Source organism: Streptomyces europaeiscabiei (genome assembly GCF_001550375.1).
GTDB classification, from domain to species: Bacteria; Actinomycetota; Actinomycetes; order Streptomycetales; family Streptomycetaceae; genus Streptomyces; species Streptomyces europaeiscabiei.
Map to the genome: position 1 here is coordinate 1 of NZ_LRTR01000014.1, position 20,075 is coordinate 20,075.

The following is a 20,075-nucleotide window of genomic DNA, read 5'->3' on the forward strand; positions in this document are numbered from 1 at the left end:
TCGGCGCGCCTGAGGTCCTCCTCCGCCGTGGCCCGAGCGGCCTGGGCGGTGGTGCGCAGCCGTCCGGCGGCGTCCGCCCCTTCTCGGGTGCGGCGGCGGAGGCGGTCCAGTTCCTCACCCTGCTGGTAGGCGTCGCTCTCCCGCAGGCCCTCGACGGTCTCCTCCAGGGCGTGTGCGCGCAGCTCCTGGTCCTCGCGCAGGGTCCGGGCCGACTCGCGTTGTGTCAGGGCCTGTTCGAGCTCCTCGGCGCTCTGCCGGGCGGCGCGGGTGAGGCCGTCCATCTCGGTGGTGGCCGAGATCAGCGCGGCCGAACCGGCGCGCAGGACCCGTCGCGCGTAGGCGCGCTGCCGGGAGGCGACCGTGTCGGCCGCCGCCACCTCGTCGTCGAGCCGTCTGAGGTGTTCCCGCTGGCGGTCCAGCCGTTCGAAACCCTCGGCGAGTTCGGCGATCTCGCTCTCGCCCAGGGGCGGAAGGGCGCGGGACAGGAGGGTGGAGAGCAGGGACGGGTCGAGCCGTTCGGACAGTTTGGGCTGGCGCAGCTGGAGCAGCGCGGACAGCAGCGACTCGTATCGCTGCTCTCCCATGCCTGCGAAGAGTTCACGTCGTACGGCCGTGCGGTGGTCGGTGGCCGAGGCGTGCACGTCGCCGCGGTCGTGCAGGGCTTCGGCGAGGGCGGCCCGGGTCAGGGGCTGTCCCGCCTCGTTGACCAGGAGCACACCGCCGGGGTGGGCGATCCTGGCGCCGGTGGTGAAGTAGTCGGCGTGCACCCCTGTGGTGTGGACGCTCGCCTGCAGACGCGCCCCGCAGCCGAACCAGCGCTCGGTGCCGTCGTCGGCGAGGCGGCGGAACTCCATCCACACGTACCCGACGCGGGTCTTGCCGGAAGCCCCTTCGCCCAGGAGGTTCCAGTGCATGGTGCGCTCCGAACCGCCGAACGTGGAAAGGCGGTTGGGGCGGAGGCTGGCGTCGAAGAGGAAGGGCAGCAGCAGTTCCAGGGCCTTGGACTTGCCCGAGCCGTTCTGGCCGCGCAGCAGCAGACGGCCCTGGTGGAAGGTGAAGGTCTCGTCGTAGTAGCGCCAGACGTTGAGGATGCCCGCACGGTGCGGCTGCCAGCGGCTGCCGGGTGCGTCCGCCGCCCCCGCCGGTGTCCCGGCCGGCTCGGTGGATTCCGGCCGCCGGGGGAGGGAGGACTCCGGCCGCCGCGGGAACGGAGGCTCCGTCACACTCACTGCTTGTCTCCCTCTGCTTCCGGGACCGAACTCGTCGTCTCGTTAAGGCGGTAGCGGTGTGCGGCCGGGCGCGCGACGACCCGGCCCCCGGTCCGGTGGGCCAGTCCGACATCACGCAGTACGCGTACGGCGTCGTCGGTCAGCCGGGCCGCGCCGTCCTGAGACTGATAGGCCTTGGCCCAGCGCGGGAAGCGGCGCAGCAGGTCCTTGCCGGCCTCGGCGAGCTGTTCGGGGAGCAGCCCGGCGGGCGCGGCGCACAGTGGTTCCAGGAGGAGCAGTGCGGCGACGCGGGCGGTCGAGGTGTCGTCGGGGAAACGGGCGTCGGTGGCGATCCCGTCCGGGTCGACGAGCAGGAAGCCCTCGGCGCGTTCCTCCAGGAGGAAGCCGGCCTGTTCGACCGAGCGGCGCAGGATCTGGCGTCCGGTCAGGGAGGTGGCGTACGCCAGCTCGTCGTCGGCGAGGTCCGCCCGGTACAGGACGGGGTCGTCGAAGAGGCGGCGCAGCACCGAGTGACGCAGCCTCAGATTGCGCTGGGCGTCCGTGGCGGCCCTCTCACCGTGTTCGTCGTCGGTCGTCCCGTCGCCCGCGACCGTGCCGCCGTAGCGCCGCTCGCGCACCAGGCCCGTGAGGAGGTCCTCGAACCGCGCGGGCACCTCGTCCGGGGGTACGGCGAGGCGGGAGGCGCCGACGGGTGCCGCGGGCAGCCGCATCAGCAGCGTGGTGTCCACGCGGTAGAGGACCTTCGCCTCCGGGGACGCGACGTACGTCTCGGTCGCCCCGTCCACCGCACGCAGTACGTCGTACGCCTCCAGCAGTCGCAGGACGTCGACGAACGCCATCCGCTCCGCGCGGTGGACCGGGTCGAACGCGGGCAGCGCCCGGTCGGCGGCGGTGGCCCGGACGACCCGGTCGGCGAGCATGCCGATGGTCGTCATCGGCATCGACAGCAGCTCGGCCGCGGTCACGCACAGCAGCACGTAGCGTCGGCGGTCGAACGGGGCCCGGCCCGAACGCGCCCTGCGGGCCGGGCGGGAGCCGTCCGGGTCCGCGCGGACCTTGGCGAGGCGGGCGTAGCCGCGGCGGGGCTCCACCGTCAGGGTCCAGCCGCAGGTGTAGTCGAACCACTGGGCCAGCGGTTCGCGACGGCGTCGTACCAGCTCGAAGCCGGCCGGGTCCGAGGCCTCGGTGAGCAGGGGGCGGGCCAGCAGGAGGCGGACGGCGCGGGCGACCTCCTCTCGTTCCGCGGCGGCCAGTTGGTTGGCGAGGGTGCTCATCCCACCGCCTCCTGCCGTGCGGCGCGGAGGGCCGGGAACGCGGTGGACCCTCCCGCTTCCGTGATGTGGACGAGGTAGTCCGGTCCGGCGAGCGAACCCGTCGCCGTGCGCAGCAGGGCGGTCCGGCCGTCGGGATGCGGAGCCAGCGCGATCTCCACCCGGCCGTCCCCCGTGGTGGCGCGCCGCAGTCCGCCCGCGTCCGGCCGGGCGGACAGGGCGCGGCCCAGCAGGTCCAGAAGCCGGTCGAAGGCAGCGGGATCCAGCTCTCCGAAGGAGGACAGCCGCACGGGTCCGTCCGTCTCCAACGCCCGCCGGGCCCGTGCGAGTTCCGCTCGCTCGGCGCGGGCCCGCTCGGCGCGCTCCGCCCTGACCGCCGCGACGTCCCGCACCCTGGCCGTGCGGGTGAAGCGCTCCGTGCGTCCGCTGGTCCGCAGGAGCGCCGACACCTCCACGGGCGGGGTCCGGGCCCAGGACCGGGACGACGGGATCAACTCCGGGTCGGGGTGGGCGAGGTGGGCGTGGCGCGCCGGGCCGAGTCCGAAGGCCGCCGACCACAGCCGGTGCAGGTCGTCCTCCGCCGGGGCGGCGGCGAACCAGCGCGCCAGCTCCCGGAAGTCCTGCACGGCGCTGGAGGAACGGCGTCGTGACTCGTTGATCCGCTCCAGGACCTGCAGGAGCGAGACGATGGCCCGCCGGGCGATGTCGTGCAGCTGCTCGATCCGGGGGCGCGCCCCGTCGTCGGGCAGGAACCACGCCCGCAGGCCCGCCCAGCGTGCCCGTCGGCTCTCCAGCCAGCCGGCCGCCGGATCCTCCCCGGCCACCGGCGGTAACTCGGCCCCGCCCAGCGCCCGCTCGCGCAGCACGGCGACGCCGCACTCCTCCACCCGGGCCACGGCGGCGGCGACCGTCTGCCCACGCCGGTCCAGGTTGACCAGGAACTCCTGCAGATACGCGACCGTGGCGGCCTTGACCTCGCGGAACACCTCCGGATCAGCGCTCTCGGCGCGCAGCAGCCGCTGCAGTTCGCCGTTGAACGCCTTGGTGTTCTCCACCAGGGCGTCCAGATGCCCCTCCAGCTCCCGCAGGGTGCTGAAGATCCGGCGATCGGCCGAGGCGGGTTCGGCGGACAGCAGGCACAGTTCGTCCAGCCGGTCGGCGATCGCCTCCAGCACGGCTGTCTGCAGCGCCCCCGTGGAGGCGAGGACCTCCAGCGCGTGCCGCACCCCGGCTAGGGCGGCCTCGCCCCGGCGGGTCAGCGAGTACTGCAGGTTGCGGCGCTCGTAGTCCTCGGCCGTGCGGTAGTTCTCCGCGTGGTTGTGCACCACGTCCAGCAGCTCCCACTGCACGAGTCTGCGCAGTGCCTCATGCAGTTCCTCGTCCTCGACCGCGGCCGCCCAGCCCGCCCCGCGCAGCCACTCACGGACCGCGTCGAGCCCGAGCGCCGTCTCCAGGTGCTCGCCGGCCGCGCCGAAGGCGTCCAGCACCGCCCCGTACAGGTCGGACCGCTCCACCGTCGTGAACCGGAACATCTCGGGTGGAACCCTACGCACGCCCGTCGCCCTCCCCCACCGCCTGGTCGGCATCCCGATCACCACCGTAGAGGGCGGCGCCGACATTCCGTAACGCGAGTCGGGACAGCGGATTCATCCGGCCGCGGCAGGGCGGCCTCCTCGCGTGCGGGCCGGACCGGAGGGACGGGAGGCAGGGCCCTCGGGCCGTCTCGTCGGCGCGCGGGCGGCCAGCGCTTCGAGCAGCAGGTCGACCGCCTCCTCGAAGGAGCGCTTCCCCGCGGTGCGCAGGTCCTGGGACACCGCGCTCAGGGCGGGGTACGACGCGGGGTCCAGCCCCTGATAGACGTCCTGCCACGCCTGGTCGTCGGCCTCGCGCTGCCCGCGCGGGAGGGCCTCCACGAGGAGCCTTCCATGTCACCCACCCCACTGCGCCGCTCCCTCGGCGTGGTCGACGGCGTCGCCATCGCCGCCTCCAGCACGGCCGCCATCACCGGCACCGGCACCGGCACCAGCACCAGCACCAGCACCAGCACCAGCACGATCGCGCCCATCGTGGGTCTGCAGGGCCCAGCGCTCTTGCTCCTCGCCTTCCTGCCCGTGCTCGGCATCGCCACCGCCTACGGCTGGCTCAACCGCTCGGAGCCCAACTGCGGCAACGGCTACACCTGGGTCGGCAAGACCCTCGGCCCCTGGCCCGGCTTCCCGACCGGCTGGCTCACCATCGTCGGCTCGGTCATCTTCTGCGCCTACACCAGCGCCGTCATGGGCTCGGTCGTCCTGGTCCTCGCCAACAAGGCCGGTCTCGACACCCTGGCGGGCATCACCCTCGATCCGACGTACACCGGCGTCAGTACGGCCGTCGGGCTGATGCTCCTGCTCGGCCTCACCGCGCTCGCCGTCACCGGCACGCGCGCCACGACCCGCTTCCAGTTCGCGCTGCTGGTCCTCGAGTACGCCGTGCCGACCGGGTTCTGCGGCTGGGCTCTCGTCACCGGCGATCAGTCCTTCTCCTGGTTCAACCGTTCCTGGAGACTGAGCGGGAGTGAGTCCTGTTGCCAGGTCTCGTGCTCGGCCGAACGCCCCGGACGGTGTTGGGCGTTCTGGTTGCCCGCGTTCGCTTCGCGGCCGGCGCCGACGGATCGTGTCCGTGGTCCGGGGAGGCGGGGGCGGGGTTCCTCACGCCCAGGAACCTCCGGTCCGGCCTGGACGGTCCGATGCCCCACCGCCTCACTCCGGTGCTGTAAGGGCCGACCTGGTCGTTCTCGACCGCGACCCGTTCACGGGCCCTCCCGCGGACATTGCCGCCACCCGGGTCCTGCAGACCTTCGTGGAGGGGGCACGCGTCCACGCGGCTCCCGACGCGCAAGGACCGCGCCCCCGACGCCGCGGGCCCGCCACCGTCGACGCGTGGGGCACGGCTGCGCCGACGCCTGAAACCCGCGGAACGGATGCGCACCGGACTCTTGACGACCATCGTGTGACTGCGTAGACATGACTACGCAGACATGGCAGCGCAGTCAGAGAGGTGATGTCTGACATCATTGGGCTGTTCGTGACGGTCACCGGGAGGCATCATGACGCGAGGTACGGGGCGGGGCGCAGGCCCTCACGCGGCGCCGAGCAGTACCGATGTGGCGCGGCTGGCCGGAGTGTCGCAGAAGACCGTGTCGAGGGTCTTCAACGACGAACCGTACGTCTCCGCGGACGTGCGCAGACGGGTCACGGAGGCCGCCGAGCAGCTCGGTTACCGGCGTAACAACGCCGCCCGGGCACTGGCCTCGGGGCGGACCCGCTCCATCGGGGTGGTGACGCTGGGGACGGCTCTGTACGGTCCCGCCTCGCTGCTCATGGGCGTCGAGCGGGTCGTCCGGGACACCGGCTACGCGCTCCGCGTGGTCAACACCGTGGAGGGCGATCCGGCGGGTATCGCGGGGGCCGTGGACTCGCTTCTCGACCAGGGTGTGGACGGCATCGTCATCTCCGAGCCGATAGACGAGGCGGGGGAGAACGGCGGCATGGCTCCGCGTGCCGCCGTGCCGGTGCTGGTCATCGGCGCGCCGCCGTTCGTCACCGCGCCCGCGGTGCTGAACGTGGGTGACGGTGCCGAACTGATGGCGCGTACCGCCACCAAACACCTGCTGGGGCTGGGCCACACGACGGTCCATCACCTGGCGGGCCCGCAGCGCTGGTACGCCGCCCGGGACCGCCTGGAGGGATGGCGGTCGACGCTGACGGCACAGGGCAGGGACCTGCCCGAGGCGGTCCGGGGCGACTGGTCGGCCGCGTCGGGATACGCGGCCGGACGGGAACTGGCCGAGAACCGTGACGTCACCGCGGTCTTCGCCGCCAACGACGACATGGCGATCGGTCTGATCCGCGCGCTGGCGGAGGCCGGGCGCCGGGTGCCGGAGGACGTCAGCGTCGTCGGCTTCGACGACATCCCGGTCGCCGCCTACGTGACTCCTCCCCTGACCACGGTGCGACAACTGTTCGACGCCGTGGCACAGGAGGGGCTCAAGCGTCTCGTGCACGCCATCGAGAACCCCGACGCGGACCCCCTGCCGCCGAGCGACCCACCGGTCGACCTCGTCGTCCGCGCCTCGACCGCGCCACCGCCGAGCCGGACGACCCCGGCTCGCGGGCGGCGCGCCGTCTCCCGCGCCCGAGTGGACAAGCCCGCCTCTTCCCACGCGAAAGGAGGCTCAGCGCCACAGCACTGACCACCTCCCTGCCCGCCCGGACAGCACCATGTACGGCCGGCGCGTGACCCCTGGATCGAGCCGCTGCACCCGTCACGCCCCCGCCACTGCGGCGCGCCCCTCACGCGGTCGACGTAGGGCCGCCCCCTGAATCCAGCAGCGTGCCCGAGTCGCCTCTCCGCACCTGCCCGGACACCTCGCCCTGTTCCTTCCGGCCGCGATCCGACGCCGTACCGGCAGCACCCGGTACGCGGTCGGCCGCGTCCACACGACGCGATCCCGACCACGCAGGCCTTCGAACCCGGTCCTCGCGTCCACCCCTTCGCCACCCACACACCTGCGCACGCCCTCCTCAGGCGTGCCGCCACCTTCGCCATCGGCGGGAGTTCACCATGCCCAGAAACACGTCCACGTTCGCGTCGTCCGCCATGAGCCGTCGACTGTTCCTCACCACGACGGGTGCCCTGTCGCTCGGGGCGGCCCTCACCGCCTGCGGCGGCGGTGACTCAGGCGGCTCCTCCGGCTCCGCGGAGCCGGTCGGCCAGGCCGACATCGACAAGGCGATGAAGACGCCGACCGAACTGACGTTCTGGACCTGGGTCCCGAACATCGCCAAGGAGATCGCGCTCTTCGAGAAGAAGTACCCGGCCATCAAGATCAAGGTCGTCAACGCCGGCCAGGGCACCCCGCAGTACACCAAGCTGCGTACGGCGCTGAAGGCGGGCAGCGGCGCCCCGGACATGGTGCAGATCGAGTACCAGGCGATCCCGACGTTCACCATCACCGACAGTCTCCTGGACCTGCGGCCGTACGGCGCCGCCAAGTTGAAGGACAGGTTCGTCGACTGGACGTGGAGTCAGGTCAGCGGCGCCGACGGTGAGGTGTGGGCGATCCCGCAGGACACCGGCCCGATGGGCCTGCTGTACCGCAAGGACATCTTCGACAAGCACGGCATCGACGTGCCGGGCACCTGGGACGAGTTCGCCGAGGCCGCGCGCAAGCTCCACAAGGCCGACCCCGACGTCTACCTCACCAACCTCGCGGCCAACCAGCCCGCCGCCTGGCACGGACTGCTGTGGCAGGCCGGCGCCAAGCCGTACGCCACCTCCGGCAAGAGCGACATCACCATCGGCGTCGACGACGCCGTCTCCAAGAAGCTCGGCGCCTACTGGGGCGGACTGGCGAAGGAAGGGGTGATCAGCGTCGAGCCGGACTTCACCGACGGCTGGTACGCCGGGCTCAACAAGGGCAAGTACGCCACGTGGATCACCGCCGCCTGGGGCCCGGCCTTCCTCTCCGGCTCGGCCAAGGCCACCGCCGGCAAGTGGCGCGCGGCCCCGCTCCCCCAGTGGGACGCGGCCAAGCCCAGCGCGGGCAACTGGGGCGGCTCGACCACCTCGGTCATCCGCTCCACCAAGAACCCCATAGCGGCGGCCCTGTTCGCGCAGTTCCTCAACACCGACCCCGCCAGCGCCAAGATGTTCGCCACCGAGCAGTTCTTCTTCCCGGCGACCAAGGCCCTGCTCACGGACACGGAGTTCGTCTCGGACGCGCCGTCCTTCTACGGCGGCCAGAAGGTCAACCAGGTCTTCGCCGACATCAGCGCCACCGTGGACCCCTCCTTCCAGTGGCCGCCGTTCCTCGACCAGGCGGCGACCGACTGGACCGAGACCGTCGGCAAGTCCCTGGCCGACAAGGGAGACACGGTCGCCGCCCTCGGCTCCTGGCAGTCGCGGCTCACCACGTACGCCAAGAACCAGGGCTTCACCGTCAAGGAAAGCTGAGATGGCCGCCACGCGCCGGACCCGCTCGGCGGGACCGCTCTTCGTCGCACCGTTCCTGGTGCTGTTCCTGCTGCTCTTCCTCGCCCCGCTCGGCTACGCCGCCTATCTCAGCCTCTTCCGGACACGTCTGATCGGCGGGACGACCTTCGTCGGCCTCGACAACTACGTCCAGGCCTTCGGCGACTCCCAGTTCCTGCACGGAGTCGGCCGCGTGGCGCTGTTCTTCGTGGTCCAGGTCCCCGTCATGCTGCTGCTGGCCCTGGTGTTCGCCCTCGCGCTCGACAGCGGCCTGCTGCGGCTGTCGCGCGTGATCCGGCTGGGCATCTTCGTCCCGTACGCCGTGCCCAGCGTGGTCGCCGCACTCATGTGGGGCTATCTGTACGGGCCGGACTTCGGCCCGTTCGCCCAGCTGAGCCGGAACCTGGAGCTGCCGGCCCCGAGCTTCCTCAGCGAGGGCTGGATGCTCGGCAGCCTGGCGAACATCGTGACCTGGGAGTTCGTCGGCTACAACATGATCATCCTGTACGCCGCCCTGCGCACCATCCCGGAGGAGCTGTACGAGGCCGCCGCGATGGACGGCGCCGGGGCCTGGCGCATCGCCCGGTCGATCAAGCTCCCCGCGCTCCGCCCGGCGCTGCTGCTCACCCTGCTGTTCTCCGTGATCGGCAGCTTCCAGTTGTTCAACGAGCCGAACCTGCTGATGAAGATCGCCCCGGACGTCATCACCAGCTCCTACACCGCCAACCTCTATGCCTACTCCCTCGCCTTCACCGGCCAGCAGGTCAACTACGCGGCCACGGTGTCCTTCCTCCTCGGACTGGTCATCGTGATCGCCTCCTACGGCGTCCTGCTCACCGCGAACCGCAGGAGGACCCCGTGACGACGACAACCCCGGCGCCCACGGTCGCCGCGACGGCGAGGAAGCCGGTGCGCGTCGCGCACCGGAAGGGACGCCAGGCCCGCCGCAGCACCCCGCTGACGATCGCCATGCTGGCCGCCCTGGCCTACTTCCTCCTCCCCCTGTTCTGGCTGCTGATCGCCTCGACCAAGAGCACCCAGGACCTGTTCAACACCTTCGGCCTGTGGTTCTCCGACGCCCCGCAGCTGCTGACGAACATCAAGGAGACCTTCACCCAGGACAACGGCGTCTTCGTGCACTGGCTGCTCAACACGGTCATGTACGCCGGAGTCAGCGCGGTCGGGGCCGCGCTGCTCGCGGCCGCCGCGGGGTACGGCTTCGCCAAGTACCGCTTCCGCGGGGACCGGGCCGCCTTCAACCTGGTCCTCGGCGCGGTCATGGTGCCGACCACCGCGCTGGCCATCCCCACCTATCTGCTGTTCGCGCAGGCGGGCCTGGCCAACACACCCTGGGCGATCATCCTGCCCTCGCTCGTCAACCCGTTCGGCCTGTACCTGATGCGCGTCTACGCCGAGGACGCCGTCCCGGACAGCATCCTGGAGGCCGCCCGTATCGACGGCGCCGGCGAGGCACGGATCTTCTTCCGGATCGCGCTGCGGCTGATGGGGCCCGGCGTGGTGACGGTCCTGCTGTTCACCCTGGTGGCGACCTGGAACAACTACTTCCTGCCGCTGATCATGCTCAACGACCCCGACCTGTACCCGATCACCGTGGGCCTGGCCTCCTGGGCCGCACAGGCGCAGAACGGCGGGGCCGGCGCCAGCAGCGACATGCTCGCGCTGGTCGTGACCGGCTCCCTGATCTCGATCGTCCCGCTCGTCGTGGCCTTCCTCATGCTCCAGCGGTACTGGCAGAGCGGTCTGGCCACCGGCGGCGTCAAGCAGTAGGGCACACAGCCCTCGTACCACTCCCCCCACTCTTTCTCTCGGAGGTTCTTCTTCATGGCGGCTCTGCCTGACCGCGTCCTGTTCGGCGCCGCGTACTACCACGAATACCAGCCCTGCGAGCGGCCCGCCGAACGCCTCAAGACCGACCTGGACCTGATGGCCGACGCGCATGTCTCCGTCATCCGGGTCGGTGAGTCGGTGTGGTCGACCTGGGAGCCGGAGAACGGGACGTTCGACCTCGACTGGCTGCAGCCCGTCCTGGACGGTGCCCATGAGCGTGGCATCTCCGTCGTGCTCGGCACCCCGACGTACGCCGCGCCGCCGTGGCTGGCCCGCCAGTACCCGGAGATCACCGGTGAGCGGCGCACCGGCGAGCGCATCGGCTGGGGCGCCCGCCAGGAGATCGACTTCACCCACCCGGCGTTCCGCTTCCACGCCGAGCGGGTCATCCGCAAGGTCGTCGGCCGGTACGCCGACCACCCCGCCATCATCGGCTTCCAGGTCGACAACGAGCCCGGTCTACACCTCTTCCACAACCACGGTGTCTTCCAGCGCTTCGTGGACCACCTGCGCGAGAAGTACGGCGACGTGGAGACCCTCAACCGTGAATGGGGCCTGGTTTACTGGTCCCACCGGCTGTCCACCTGGGCCGACCTGTGGACGCCGGACGGCAACGAACAGCCCCAGTACGACGTCGCCTGGCGGGAGTTCCAGGCCCGCCAGGTCACCGAGTTCATCGGCTGGCAGGCCGACCTCGTCCGCGAGTACGCCGCGCCCGAGCAGTTCGTCACCACCTGCATCTCCTACACCCGCCAGGGCGTCGAGGACGACGAGCTGACCGACCGCCTCGACGTCGCCTCCGGCAACCCGTACTACGACATGCAGGACGGCCTGCTCCTCCCTGACCCCACCCCCGACGGCCACGAGCAGAAGTGGAAGACCACCGGCGTGTGGTCGCTGTACCAGACCGCCGACTGGATGTTCTCCTCCCGCCAGGAGCCGTTCCTCGTCACCGAGACCAACGCCGGCTCGATCGGCATGGCCTGGGACAACCGCCCCGGCTACGACGGCCAGTGGCGGCAGGCCGCCTGGGCGCTCGTCTCGCGCGGCGCCCGGATGATCGAGTACTGGCACTGGCACACCCTGCACTTCGGCGCCGAGACCTACTGGGGCGGCATCCTCCCCCACACCGGGCAGCCCGGCCGCACGTACGCCGAACTCGCCCGCCTCGGCGCGGAGTTCGAGACGGCTGGCTCCCTCGTCGCCGGACTCGAACCGGACGCCGACATCACGATGGTGTACTCGACGCCGAGCAAGTGGCTCATGCAGAAGTACCCGCCGCTCGCCAAGCCGGACGGCGAGCCCGACCCCACCGCCTACCACCGCATCTTCGACCCCTTCTACCGGGGAGCCTTCGACGCGGGCCGCCAGGTCCGTATCGTGCACGCCCGTCAGCTGCACGACCCGAGCGGTGACCGGGAGGGCCTGTCGCCCGAGGAGGCCGTCCGCCGCCACCCGGTCCTCGTCGTCCCGGCGCTGTACATCGCCGCCGACCCGACCCTCGACTGGCTCGCCGCCTACGCCCACGCGGGAGGCCACCTCGTCCTCGGCCCGCGCACCGGCTACGCCGACCACGAGGCCCGCGCACGCGCCGAACGGGCCCCCGGCCGCCTCACCGAGGCCGCGGGCGTCGGCTACGACGAGTTCAGCAACCTCGCGCGGGAGGTGCCGGTGCGACCGGCGCCCGGCGGACCGCTCCACCTCCCCGAGGGCGCGACGGCGACCCGCTGGGCGGACGGCCTGACCACCACCGACGCCGAGGTGCTGGTCACCTACGACCACCCGCACTTCGGCCGCTGGCCCGCCGTCACCACCCGCCGCCACGGCGCGGGGCGAGTCACCACCGTCGGCACCGTCCCCGGGCGCGATCTCGGCCGGGCGCTGGCCGAGTGGCTGACACCGTCCGCCCGCCACGCCTGGCACGACCTCCCGGCGTCCGTGACCGCGACGACCGGCACCTCACCCGACGGCCGCCGCGTCCACATCGTCCACAACTGGGCCTGGGAGCCCGCGAGCGTTCCCGCCCCGGTGTCCCTGTCCGACGCGCTGACCGGCACCTCGGTCCCGGCTGGAGCGTCGCTGGAACTCGGGCCGTGGGACGTGCGCGTGCTCGTCACCACCGACCCCGAGGCCTGAGGCCCGAGACCAACGACCGTCCCTGTTCCATCCCCGAAGGAGTGGCTGTGCACAGAAGAAGACTCGGCAGAGCGCTGGGCGGCTTCGTCGGAGCATCGGCGATGCTCGCGATACCGATGACCGCCGCCCAGGCGTACAACCCGACGGGCGGCACCGTGTACCAGCTCGGCAGCGAACCGTGCCTCAAGGGGCGGTTCAACTGCGCGGTCTACCCCAAGTCGGCGCAGCTGCCGAGCGGGCGCCTGGTCGCGTCGTTCGAGAAGTCCACCGTCGTGACGGCGACGGGAAGCGCCGACCGGCAGACCCTCCCGATCCACAAGAGCGACGACGACGGAACGACCTGGCAGCCGCTGTCCGAGGTCAAGGCCCCGGCGTACCTGTCGACGGATCCCCGCTACGCGAAGTACACGAGCAACTGGACGAACCCGTTCCTGTACGTGCTGCCGGAGCGCGTCGGCGATCTGAAGGCGGGCACGCTGCTCCTGGCGAGTGTCGTGTCGGGCGACGACCAGTACTACAAGGAGCACAAGGCGGCCGACCCGAACTGGACGCCGTCCAACGACGGGGACCGCGGCGACATGGCGATCGCCCTGTACTCCAGCACCGACGACGGCGTGACGTGGCAGGTGGTCAACGTCGTCGCGACCGGCGGCTGGCAGGGCGGCAGCGCGGGCGCGGTCGGCCAGAACATCGCGAGCGCGAACAAGTACAAGCAGGTGGATCCCCTCTGGGAGCCGTACCTGATGGTCCACAGAGGCAAGCTCGTCTGCTACTACTCCGACGAGAACGACTACATCGGCTTCGATCCGGCCACCGGCGTCCCGAGACTCGACCCGGCGAACGACACCGCCAAGGACTCGCACGGCCAGATCCTGGTCCACAAGACCTGGAACGGCAAGAGCAAGAAGTGGAGCGAGCCCGTCGTCGACATCGCCGGGCTGACGGAGGACATGGGCGGCGGCAAGACGGAGATCGGCGGCGGCCGGCCCGGTATGACGACGATCGTCCCGACGGCGGACGACAAGTGGCTGCTCACCTACGAGTACTGGGCCGGCGGGGCCAACACCCGGTACCGGATCTCGGACGACCCGCTGAAGTTCTTCCGCGGTTCCCCCACCGGCATGGGTGTCGACGCGCTGCCGGTCGTCGCCGGCTCCCGTCCCCTCGCGGCGGGCGGCAGTCCGGTCCTCGTCCGGCTCCCCGACGGACGCCTGGTGTACAACGCCGCCGGCAGCGGCAACGTCTGGGTCAACGACAGCGGACGTACCGACGGTGTGTGGAAGGAGTACCAGACGACTTCGCGGGCCGGTTACAGCAGGAACCTGCAGTACGTGGAGGGCACCGGCCGCATCGTGATCCTCAACAACCAGGGCACCTCGACCATCGCGCACGCCGAGGTCGATCTCGGCGACTCCGCCGGCGCCTACCAGCAGTTGGTGAACCGGAAGACGGGCCAGGTGATCGGCACCGGGAACAACAGCACCGACGCGAACATCGGCAACGGGGACACCCCCGACGTCGCCCTCGAAGACGCCGGAGCGGCGGCGGACCCGGACACCCAGTACTGGCATGTCGTGACCAAGTCGGGCGGCGGAGTGACACTGCTCAACAAGTCGGGCGGCCGGGCGGCGGCGATCTGGACGGGCAACGCGACGGCCGGCCAGCGGATCGGCCAGTGGGTCGACGACAGCACCACGGGTACATGGACCGTCGTCCGGTCCGCGAACGGTCACGTCAAGCTGCAGTCGGTCAAGAACAAGGACCTCTACCTGACCGGCGCGTCCGCCGACGCACCCCTCACCCTGCAGAACGCCACTACGGACGGCTCCCAGGACTGGAAACTGGTCCGGTAGCAAGGCCCAGGTCGTGTGAGGAGAGCCGGTTCGGCTCTCCTCACAGGCCGCCCAACCACCTCTGGAACACGAGGAAATCCGTGGTGGTCAGGCCCACTTCGGGTTCGACGCGGTGGAGTAGGGCACGCCCTCGGTGGTGCCGTGACACCCAGGCGCGATCCAGGTCGGTGATCTCGTCGTCGGCCCAGATGAACGGGCGTCCGGCCGCCGCTCGGACGAGGGCGCGGGTCTTCCATTGGAGCAGGTCCGCGCCGTACGCGTCGGGCGCCTCCGGCAGGTCCACGACCGGAAGCTCCGGCAGCCCGAGCAGCGGGGCGATCACTTCGTTGGCGTCGTCCATCCATGCGGTGGCCCACATCAGAACGCAGGGCAGAGCCAGCAGGCGCGGCCCGTGGGTGAGGTCGATCTTCGCCAGTTGGGGATTGGACGTGTGCTGCCAGTCGTCCCACTCCCCGGCGGCTGACGGGAGCCGTGCTCCGCCGTAGGGCAGGAGCGTTCCGTCAATGTCCAGGAAGAGCAGCGGGCGCCCCGCGCGATCGGTCATGATCGGCCGCTGTCCGCGGTGTCGCCGCTTTCCCAGCGCAGCAGGTCCCCCGGCTGGCATTCGAGCACCTCGCAGAGCGCGGCGAGGGTCGTGAAGCGGACCGCCTTGGCCCGACCGTTCTTGAGCACCGCCAGGTTGGCGGGGGTGATCCCGACGCGCTCCGCGAGTTCCCCCACGGACATCTTTCTCTTGGCCAGCATCACGTCGACGTCGACGGCGATCGGCATCAGATCACCTCGGCCAGTTCGGCCCGCATCCGCGTCGCCTCGATGTCGCGCGTGACGGCCTGGGCGAACAGCATCCGCAGGACGAGGACGATGAGCGCCATCCCCAGGACCGCCAGGGCGACACCGCCCAGCAGGAGCACGATCCCCGGGGGCACGGCCTCGCCCGGCGCCAGGACCACACCGAGCGCGAACACCAGGGCCGAGGCCGCCACCATCGCGCCGATCACCCCGTGCACGTAGCGGAAGGCGGCGTGGGAGAAGACCGTGTCGCGCCGGACCATCGTCACCAGCCGCCACACACAGACCAGGACGATCTGAACGGTCACGACCCCCAAGACCACGATCACGAGCGTCGGAGTCCGCACCTGTGCCACATCCGCGTCGAGACCTTCCAGATCCGTTGCCAGCAACGGCACCATGACCGCCTGTACGAACACCGAACCGGCGAACAACCCCACGATCACGGCACGCAACGCAAGCATCGCCAGCTTCCCCATAACACCCCCCTCCACCCGACCAGCGATAGAAATCTATCGAAAGTCGATAGCCCTGACAAGTAGCCACCGGCACCAGCACCGGCGACATCGCGAGGGCACGTCGGCCAGAAGGACACGTCGAAGTGGTCGATGTCCTGGAGTGCGACGTCGAGGTCGGCCGCGCGGCGCCCGCCGTCCTCGAAGTACACCTCCCGCAGTCCCTCCGCCACGATGTCGCGCTCCTGCCGGTCGCCGACGCCCCGGGCCTGGGCGCCTAACAGGCGGCGCGCGTACTCCGGCAGGAGATGGACCGTCAGAAACCGGAACCGGGCGTCGTCGGTCGTGCCGATCGGCTCGGTGCAGCCGAACCGGGCGCGCGTTTCCATGGTGATCCCACTCGTCGTGGCGGCCTGCGCTGCCGACGTCTGGCAGCAGCGGCTGCGTACGGCGGCGTCAACTCCAACAGCCGCTGATACGCCTGACGTTGGGGAGAGCGCGGGGATCGCCGCTCTCCCAGTTCTTCACGGTCTGCTTCATGGCGCTCGCGCAGCGCGAGCCAGACGGGCCTGGCTCACGCCAGCCGCGTCACGCAACCGCGCCCGATCCGTCGGGGACGGCAACTCGGACTCGCCCGGCTGCAGTTCGTCGACCGCCGCGAACAACTCTTCCTGGCTCGGCTTCTGCTGCACGCGCCACCTCCGCTCTGGGCGCCAGCAGAAATGATCTTGGATCACGCTTTTCTCATCTCTGAAAGAGAAGTCGCTTCGTGGATGCCGTGACGCACGGCGATCGGGAGTTCTCGCGCGCCCGACACGCCGAATCGGGGACCTCCGGTCCGCCGGGAACGAGGGCGTACGCGGCCCCGACGGGCCTCCGGCCGCGATGTGACCGTGGTCCGTGAGCCATGGGGCGACAGCCTCCCCGCAGGCGCTCACCCGCCCGCCTACGCGCGCGACAAACAGGCTATGACCTGGTGTTTTCCAAGAACTCGCCTAGGCTGACGGCCTACGTCGGACGCCATCGAAGGGGGACTCCGTGGGCGAGAGAGCCATCGGGTACGACGCCGCCAGCATCGAAGTGTTGGAGGGGCGGGAAGCCATACGGAAGCGGCCCGGTATGTACGTCGGCTCGACCGGCGAACGCGGCTTGCACCAAATGGTGTTCGAGGTCGCCGGCCGGGCGGTGAACGAGGTCGTGGCCGGCCGCGCCTGTTCCGTCCACATCGCCCTCACGCCGGACGGAGGAGTGCGGATCGCCGACGACGGCCCGGGGGTCCCCGTCGAGGCCGCAGGTCACACCGGCGGTCCCGCTCTCGAAGCCCTGCTGACCGGTACGGCCGCACGGACGGAGACAGACGGCCGCCACGTCGTGCACCTGGGGCTGGCCGGCGTCGGACCCTGCGTCACCAACGCCCTTTCCAGCCGCCTGACGGCCGACGTGCGGCGCGAGGGGGTGCGCTGGGTCCAGGAGTACGCCCGCGGCGTCGCGGTCACCGTCCCCACTGCCGCGGGTCCGGCGACCGGGAGTGGGACCACCATCACCTTCTGGCCCGACGCCGACGTCTTCCAGACGGTGCGGTGCTCGTTCGCCGTGCTGGCGGAGCGCTTCAGGGAGCTGGCCTTCCTGCACCGGCGTCTCGACATCTCACTGACCGACGAACGCTCCCCGCGTGAGTCCCCGTCGGAACGGTTCCGATTCCCGGACGGGACACGCGACTTCGTCACCTTCCTCGACACGCGATCGGAGCCGCCCGTCCACCAGGACGTCATCGGCTTGGAGCGGGAGGACCCGCGGATGGCGGGGACCGTGGAGGTGGCCATGCGATGGTGCGGTGGACGCGAGGAACAGATCCGGAGCTTCGCCAACAGCCGGCCCACCCACGAAGGCGGCACGCACGTGGCGGGTTTCTGGGACGGCGTGGCCGCCGCGGTCAACGCGTACGCGCGCCGGCGGCGGCTGCTCACGGCGGCGGACCCCGATCTCGGCACCGAGCGGATCGGCGAGGGCCTGACGGCCATCGTGTCGGTGAAGCTGGATCATCCCGAGTTCACGGGCGCCACGCGGAGCCTGCTCGGCGGGGCGGCCGTGCGCGCCTGTGTCGCGAAGGCGGTCGGCGAACACCTCGGCACATGGCTGGAGACGCACCCGGAAGAGGCAGCGGCCGTCGTCGGCCGGATCGTCCGAGGCCACCCGGGCGGCGGGTGACGACCCACCGGCCCGTGAGCGCGGCGAGGCGGTGCGGTCAGGGGGCGTTCTCGCCGGGATCGAGGGGCGGGCGCCGGCGACTGTGCCTGCCGGTCGGTCCGGTGCACACAGGGCGGAGGCCGGTCGCCGCCGCTCGGCGGAGCCACATCGGCCCCGACCGAACTCCTGCACCTCCGCACCGTCGGCTCGTGGTCGAAGCGGTCAGCGGTCCGCTCCACGCGTCGGGGGTGGGCGAGAGCGCGTCGGCCGAGGGCCATGGCGATCAAGCCCCAACGGGCTGGCGGGCCGCCGCCCCTGACAAGGCACTCGTCGCAGCACAGGGCTGAGACCCGACGCGCCTCGCGGTGGACGAGGATCGCCCTGGCTGGGCACTTCTCCGAAACGGGCTCCTTCGAGATTCCGCCGGTCACCGCTGTCGGTGGGCCAACCTCAGGCGAGGACCCGCAGCAGGTGTTCCACCGCCTCGGCCATGCGGGTGCGGGCAGTCGCCAGGTAGGCCCGCGGGTCGACGGTGTGCCCGTCCTCGGCGACGAAGGCGCGAATCGCCCGGGTGAAGGCGATGTTCAGCGCCGTACCGACGTTGATCTTCGTCATGCCTCCCTTGGCCGCTCGGCGGAGTTCGTCGTCGGGTACGCCGGTCGAACCGTGCAGGACCAGCGGGGCCGGGACGGCGTGCGCGAGCCGGGCGATGAGTTCGTGGTCGAGTTTCGCGGTTCTGGTCGTCATCGCGTGGGAGCTGCCGACCGCGACGGCGAGCGCGTCGACGCCGGTGGCGGCCACGAAAGCGCGCGCCTCCTCGGGATCGGTGCGGACTCCGGGAGCGTGTACGCCGTCCTTGCCACCGATCTCGCCGAGTTCGGCCTCCAGCCACAGGCCCTGGGCGTGGGCCCAGTCGGCCGCGGCGCGGGTGGCGGCGACATTCTCGGCATGCGGCAGCGCGGAGGCGTCGTACATCGCCGAGCCGAAGCCGAAGTCGGAGGCGCGGCGCAGCAGTTCCTCGTCGGTCACGTGGTCCAGATGCAGGCCGACCGGGACGCGGGCGCCCTCCGCCACGGCGGCCGTCGCGGAGGCGAGGGGGCCGAGTGAGCCCCCGTGGAAGCGGACCGCGTTCTCGCTGATCTGGCAGATGACCGGTACTCCGGCGGCCTCGGCGCCCATGACGATCGCCTCGGCGTGCTCGAGTGTGATCACATTGAACGCGCCGACGCCACGGCCGTCGGCGCGGGCGGAGCGGACGAGTTCGGCGGTGGAGATCAGGGGCATGGGTGGTAACAGCCTTTCCTCAGCTGAGTAAGGCGTGCACATCGAGACAGTCGTGCACGAATTCGCTTGTTTTGGTGCGATAAAATGCTCAAACAGGCATCACACTTCAGATCCGGGCTTCCGTCTGAGATGTGCATGGGCCCGCACACCAGGAACAGGGGACGACGCATGGCGGCACCACAGGCCAGATGGAGCGCGTTGCTGGAGCTGCTGACGCGGGACGGGCGGATCGAGGTCGAAGCCGCCGCGGACGAGCTGCGGGTCTCCGCCGCCACGATCCGGCGTGATCTGGACGAGCTGGCTCGTCAGCAGATGGTCACCCGCACGCATGGGGGCGCCGTGATCAACGCGATCGCGTACGACCTGCCGCTCCGCTACAAGGCCGCGCGCAACGCTCCGGAGAAGGAGCGGATCGCCGACGCGGCGGCGGGCCTGGTGAAGGCGGGTGCCGTGGTGGGTCTGAACGGCGGCACCACCACCACAGCGGTCGCCCGGGCGCTGGCCATCAGGCCCGACCTGAGCACCGAGGGCGCCGGCCCCTCGCTGACGGTTGTCACCAACGCGCTGAACATCGCCAACGAGTTGGTCGTACGCCGCCATGTGAAGCTCGTCGTCACCGGGGGTGTGGCCCGCCCGGCCTCGTACGAACTCACCGGCCCGCTGGCCACCGAAGTGCTCGCACAGATTTCGCTCGATCAGGTCTTCATCGGCGTCGACGCGATCGATGTCAGGCACGGGGCCACGGCCCAGGACGAGGGCGAGGCCGGCATCAACCGGGCGTTGACCCTCCGCGCCGAACAGGTGGTCGTGGTGGCGGACACCTCCAAGCTGGGCCGACGGGCCTTCGCCCGGATCTGCCCGGTCGAGGACGTCCATGTGCTGGTGACCGACAAGGCAGCCGGCCCCGAGCTGACCGAGCCGTTCGCCGCGGCGGGCGTGGAGATCATCCGGGCCTGAGAGTCTTCGCCTGTGCCGTGCCGGGGCCGGCGGGCGTGCGGCCTCGGCCGG

17 protein-coding genes and 2 pseudogenes are annotated in these 20,075 nt (G+C 71.1%); 9 read left to right on the forward strand and 10 right to left on the reverse strand.

What is annotated here, in order from left to right:
* The 4 genes from AWZ10_RS00400 to AWZ10_RS00415 form a co-directional block, all read right to left on the reverse strand.
* Nucleotides 1-1,229: TIGR02680 family protein (locus AWZ10_RS00400; RefSeq protein ID WP_244172329.1), on the reverse strand; the 1,229-nt coding region annotated here is incomplete at its 3' end.
* Nucleotides 1,226-2,503: a TIGR02678 family protein gene (locus tag AWZ10_RS00405; protein WP_060890150.1), complete on the reverse strand. Its 1,278-nt coding sequence runs from the start codon at nt 2,501-2,503 to the stop codon at nt 1,226-1,228. The genes AWZ10_RS00405 and AWZ10_RS00400, both read right to left, overlap by 4 nt.
* The gene (locus AWZ10_RS00410) at nt 2,500-4,053 is read right to left on the reverse strand and encodes a TIGR02677 family protein (protein ID WP_060890151.1); all 1,554 of its coding nucleotides are present in this window, start codon (nt 4,051-4,053) and stop codon (nt 2,500-2,502) included. The genes AWZ10_RS00405 and AWZ10_RS00410 overlap by 4 nt, the downstream gene beginning before the upstream one ends.
* A gap of 93 nt (nt 4,054-4,146) precedes the next feature.
* Nucleotides 4,147-4,413, reverse strand: a complete 267-nt coding sequence (locus AWZ10_RS00415; RefSeq protein ID WP_046702878.1) for a hypothetical protein — start codon at nt 4,411-4,413, stop codon at nt 4,147-4,149.
* Nucleotides 4,414-4,425: 12 nt separating this feature from the next.
* On the opposite strand from AWZ10_RS00415, the pseudogene AWZ10_RS52810 reads away from it, so the two are divergent.
* Nucleotides 4,426-5,038 (forward strand): annotated as a pseudogene (locus AWZ10_RS52810) (amino acid transporter); the annotation flags it as partial.
* Here AWZ10_RS52810 and AWZ10_RS53345 read toward each other — a convergent pair.
* Nucleotides 5,013-5,255 (reverse strand): annotated as a pseudogene (locus AWZ10_RS53345) (transposase); the annotation flags it as partial. The pseudogenes AWZ10_RS52810 and AWZ10_RS53345 sit on opposite strands and share 26 nt — an antisense overlap.
* 333 nt (nt 5,256-5,588) lie before the next feature.
* Here AWZ10_RS53345 and AWZ10_RS00425 point away from each other — a divergent pair.
* From AWZ10_RS00425 to AWZ10_RS00450, 6 genes are all read left to right on the forward strand, one after another.
* On the forward strand, nt 5,589-6,734 hold the full coding sequence (locus AWZ10_RS00425; RefSeq protein WP_060890152.1) for a LacI family DNA-binding transcriptional regulator: 1,146 nt from the start codon (nt 5,589-5,591) through the stop codon (nt 6,732-6,734).
* A 371-nt stretch (nt 6,735-7,105) separates the two neighbouring features.
* On the forward strand, nt 7,106-8,497 hold the full coding sequence (locus AWZ10_RS00430) for an ABC transporter substrate-binding protein (protein ID WP_046702876.1): 1,392 nt from the start codon (nt 7,106-7,108) through the stop codon (nt 8,495-8,497).
* Nucleotide 8,498: 1 nt separating this feature from the next.
* Nucleotides 8,499-9,377: a carbohydrate ABC transporter permease gene (locus tag AWZ10_RS00435; protein WP_046702875.1), complete on the forward strand. Its 879-nt coding sequence runs from the start codon at nt 8,499-8,501 to the stop codon at nt 9,375-9,377.
* Nucleotides 9,374-10,303 (forward strand): carbohydrate ABC transporter permease, encoded by a 930-nt coding sequence (locus tag AWZ10_RS00440; RefSeq protein ID WP_060890153.1) that lies wholly within the window; start codon nt 9,374-9,376, stop codon nt 10,301-10,303. The genes AWZ10_RS00435 and AWZ10_RS00440 overlap by 4 nt, the downstream gene beginning before the upstream one ends.
* Before the next feature lie 54 nt (nt 10,304-10,357).
* Entirely contained in the window at nt 10,358-12,499 is a 2,142-nt protein-coding gene (locus tag AWZ10_RS00445) for a beta-galactosidase (RefSeq protein WP_060890154.1), read from the forward strand.
* Between the two features lie 101 nt (nt 12,500-12,600).
* Nucleotides 12,601-14,352 carry an RICIN domain-containing protein gene (locus AWZ10_RS00450; protein WP_060890155.1) on the forward strand — a complete coding sequence of 584 codons (1,752 nt, stop codon included), beginning with the start codon at nt 12,601-12,603 and terminating at the stop codon, nt 14,350-14,352.
* Between the two features lie 40 nt (nt 14,353-14,392).
* On the opposite strand, the gene AWZ10_RS00455 is transcribed toward AWZ10_RS00450, so the two are convergent.
* The 4 genes from AWZ10_RS00455 to tpg are packed head-to-tail and all read right to left on the reverse strand — an operon-like array spanning nt 14,393 to nt 15,985.
* The gene (locus AWZ10_RS00455; RefSeq protein ID WP_046702871.1) at nt 14,393-14,896 is read right to left on the reverse strand and encodes an HAD domain-containing protein; all 504 of its coding nucleotides are present in this window, start codon (nt 14,894-14,896) and stop codon (nt 14,393-14,395) included.
* Nucleotides 14,893-15,123, reverse strand: a complete 231-nt coding sequence (locus AWZ10_RS00460; protein WP_046702870.1) for a helix-turn-helix domain-containing protein — start codon at nt 15,121-15,123, stop codon at nt 14,893-14,895. Before AWZ10_RS00460 ends, AWZ10_RS00455 begins: the two co-directional genes overlap by 4 nt.
* The gene (locus tag AWZ10_RS00465) at nt 15,123-15,620 is read right to left on the reverse strand and encodes a DUF2975 domain-containing protein (protein WP_046702869.1); all 498 of its coding nucleotides are present in this window, start codon (nt 15,618-15,620) and stop codon (nt 15,123-15,125) included. The genes AWZ10_RS00460 and AWZ10_RS00465 overlap by 1 nt, the downstream gene beginning before the upstream one ends.
* Complete coding sequence (gene tpg / locus AWZ10_RS55670) at nt 15,584-15,985, reverse strand: telomere-protecting terminal protein Tpg (protein WP_060890156.1); 402 nt, start codon at nt 15,983-15,985, stop codon at nt 15,584-15,586. The genes AWZ10_RS00465 and tpg overlap by 37 nt, the downstream gene beginning before the upstream one ends.
* 649 nt (nt 15,986-16,634) lie before the next feature.
* On the opposite strand from tpg, the gene AWZ10_RS00475 reads away from it, so the two are divergent.
* On the forward strand, nt 16,635-17,804 hold the full coding sequence (locus AWZ10_RS00475; RefSeq protein WP_079104269.1) for an ATP-binding protein: 1,170 nt from the start codon (nt 16,635-16,637) through the stop codon (nt 17,802-17,804).
* A 429-nt stretch (nt 17,805-18,233) separates the two neighbouring features.
* Here the strand turns inward: AWZ10_RS00475 and AWZ10_RS00480 are convergent, their stop codons facing one another.
* Nucleotides 18,234-19,067 carry a class II fructose-bisphosphate aldolase gene (locus AWZ10_RS00480; RefSeq protein ID WP_046702868.1) on the reverse strand — a complete coding sequence of 278 codons (834 nt, stop codon included), beginning with the start codon at nt 19,065-19,067 and terminating at the stop codon, nt 18,234-18,236.
* Nucleotides 19,068-19,235: 168 nt separating this feature from the next.
* On the opposite strand from AWZ10_RS00480, the gene AWZ10_RS00485 reads away from it, so the two are divergent.
* Nucleotides 19,236-20,024, forward strand: a complete 789-nt coding sequence (locus AWZ10_RS00485) for a DeoR/GlpR family DNA-binding transcription regulator (protein WP_046702867.1) — start codon at nt 19,236-19,238, stop codon at nt 20,022-20,024.
* Nucleotides 20,025-20,075: the final 51 nt, after the last annotated feature.

Excerpts from the sequence above, each read along its gene's own strand:
- AWZ10_RS00405 (WP_060890150.1), bottom strand. The coding sequence starts at position 2,503 with ATGAGCACCCTCGCCAACCAACTGGCCGCCGCGGAACGAGAGGAGGTC.
- AWZ10_RS00425 (WP_060890152.1), top strand. The coding sequence starts at position 5,589 with ATGACGCGAGGTACGGGGCGGGGCGCAGGCCCTCACGCGGCGCCGAGC.
- AWZ10_RS00430 (WP_046702876.1), top strand. The coding sequence starts at position 7,106 with ATGCCCAGAAACACGTCCACGTTCGCGTCGTCCGCCATGAGCCGTCGA.
- AWZ10_RS00435 (WP_046702875.1), top strand. The coding sequence starts at position 8,499 with ATGGCCGCCACGCGCCGGACCCGCTCGGCGGGACCGCTCTTCGTCGCA.
- AWZ10_RS00445 (WP_060890154.1), top strand. The coding sequence starts at position 10,358 with ATGGCGGCTCTGCCTGACCGCGTCCTGTTCGGCGCCGCGTACTACCAC.
- AWZ10_RS00450 (WP_060890155.1), top strand. The coding sequence starts at position 12,601 with ATGCTCGCGATACCGATGACCGCCGCCCAGGCGTACAACCCGACGGGC.
- AWZ10_RS00455 (WP_046702871.1), bottom strand. The coding sequence starts at position 14,896 with ATGACCGATCGCGCGGGGCGCCCGCTGCTCTTCCTGGACATTGACGGA.
- AWZ10_RS00460 (WP_046702870.1), bottom strand. The coding sequence starts at position 15,123 with ATGCCGATCGCCGTCGACGTCGACGTGATGCTGGCCAAGAGAAAGATG.
- AWZ10_RS00465 (WP_046702869.1), bottom strand. The coding sequence starts at position 15,620 with ATGGGGAAGCTGGCGATGCTTGCGTTGCGTGCCGTGATCGTGGGGTTG.
- tpg (WP_060890156.1), bottom strand. The coding sequence starts at position 15,985 with ATGGAAACGCGCGCCCGGTTCGGCTGCACCGAGCCGATCGGCACGACC.
- AWZ10_RS00480 (WP_046702868.1), bottom strand. The coding sequence starts at position 19,067 with ATGCCCCTGATCTCCACCGCCGAACTCGTCCGCTCCGCCCGCGCCGAC.
- AWZ10_RS00485 (WP_046702867.1), top strand. The coding sequence starts at position 19,236 with ATGGCGGCACCACAGGCCAGATGGAGCGCGTTGCTGGAGCTGCTGACG.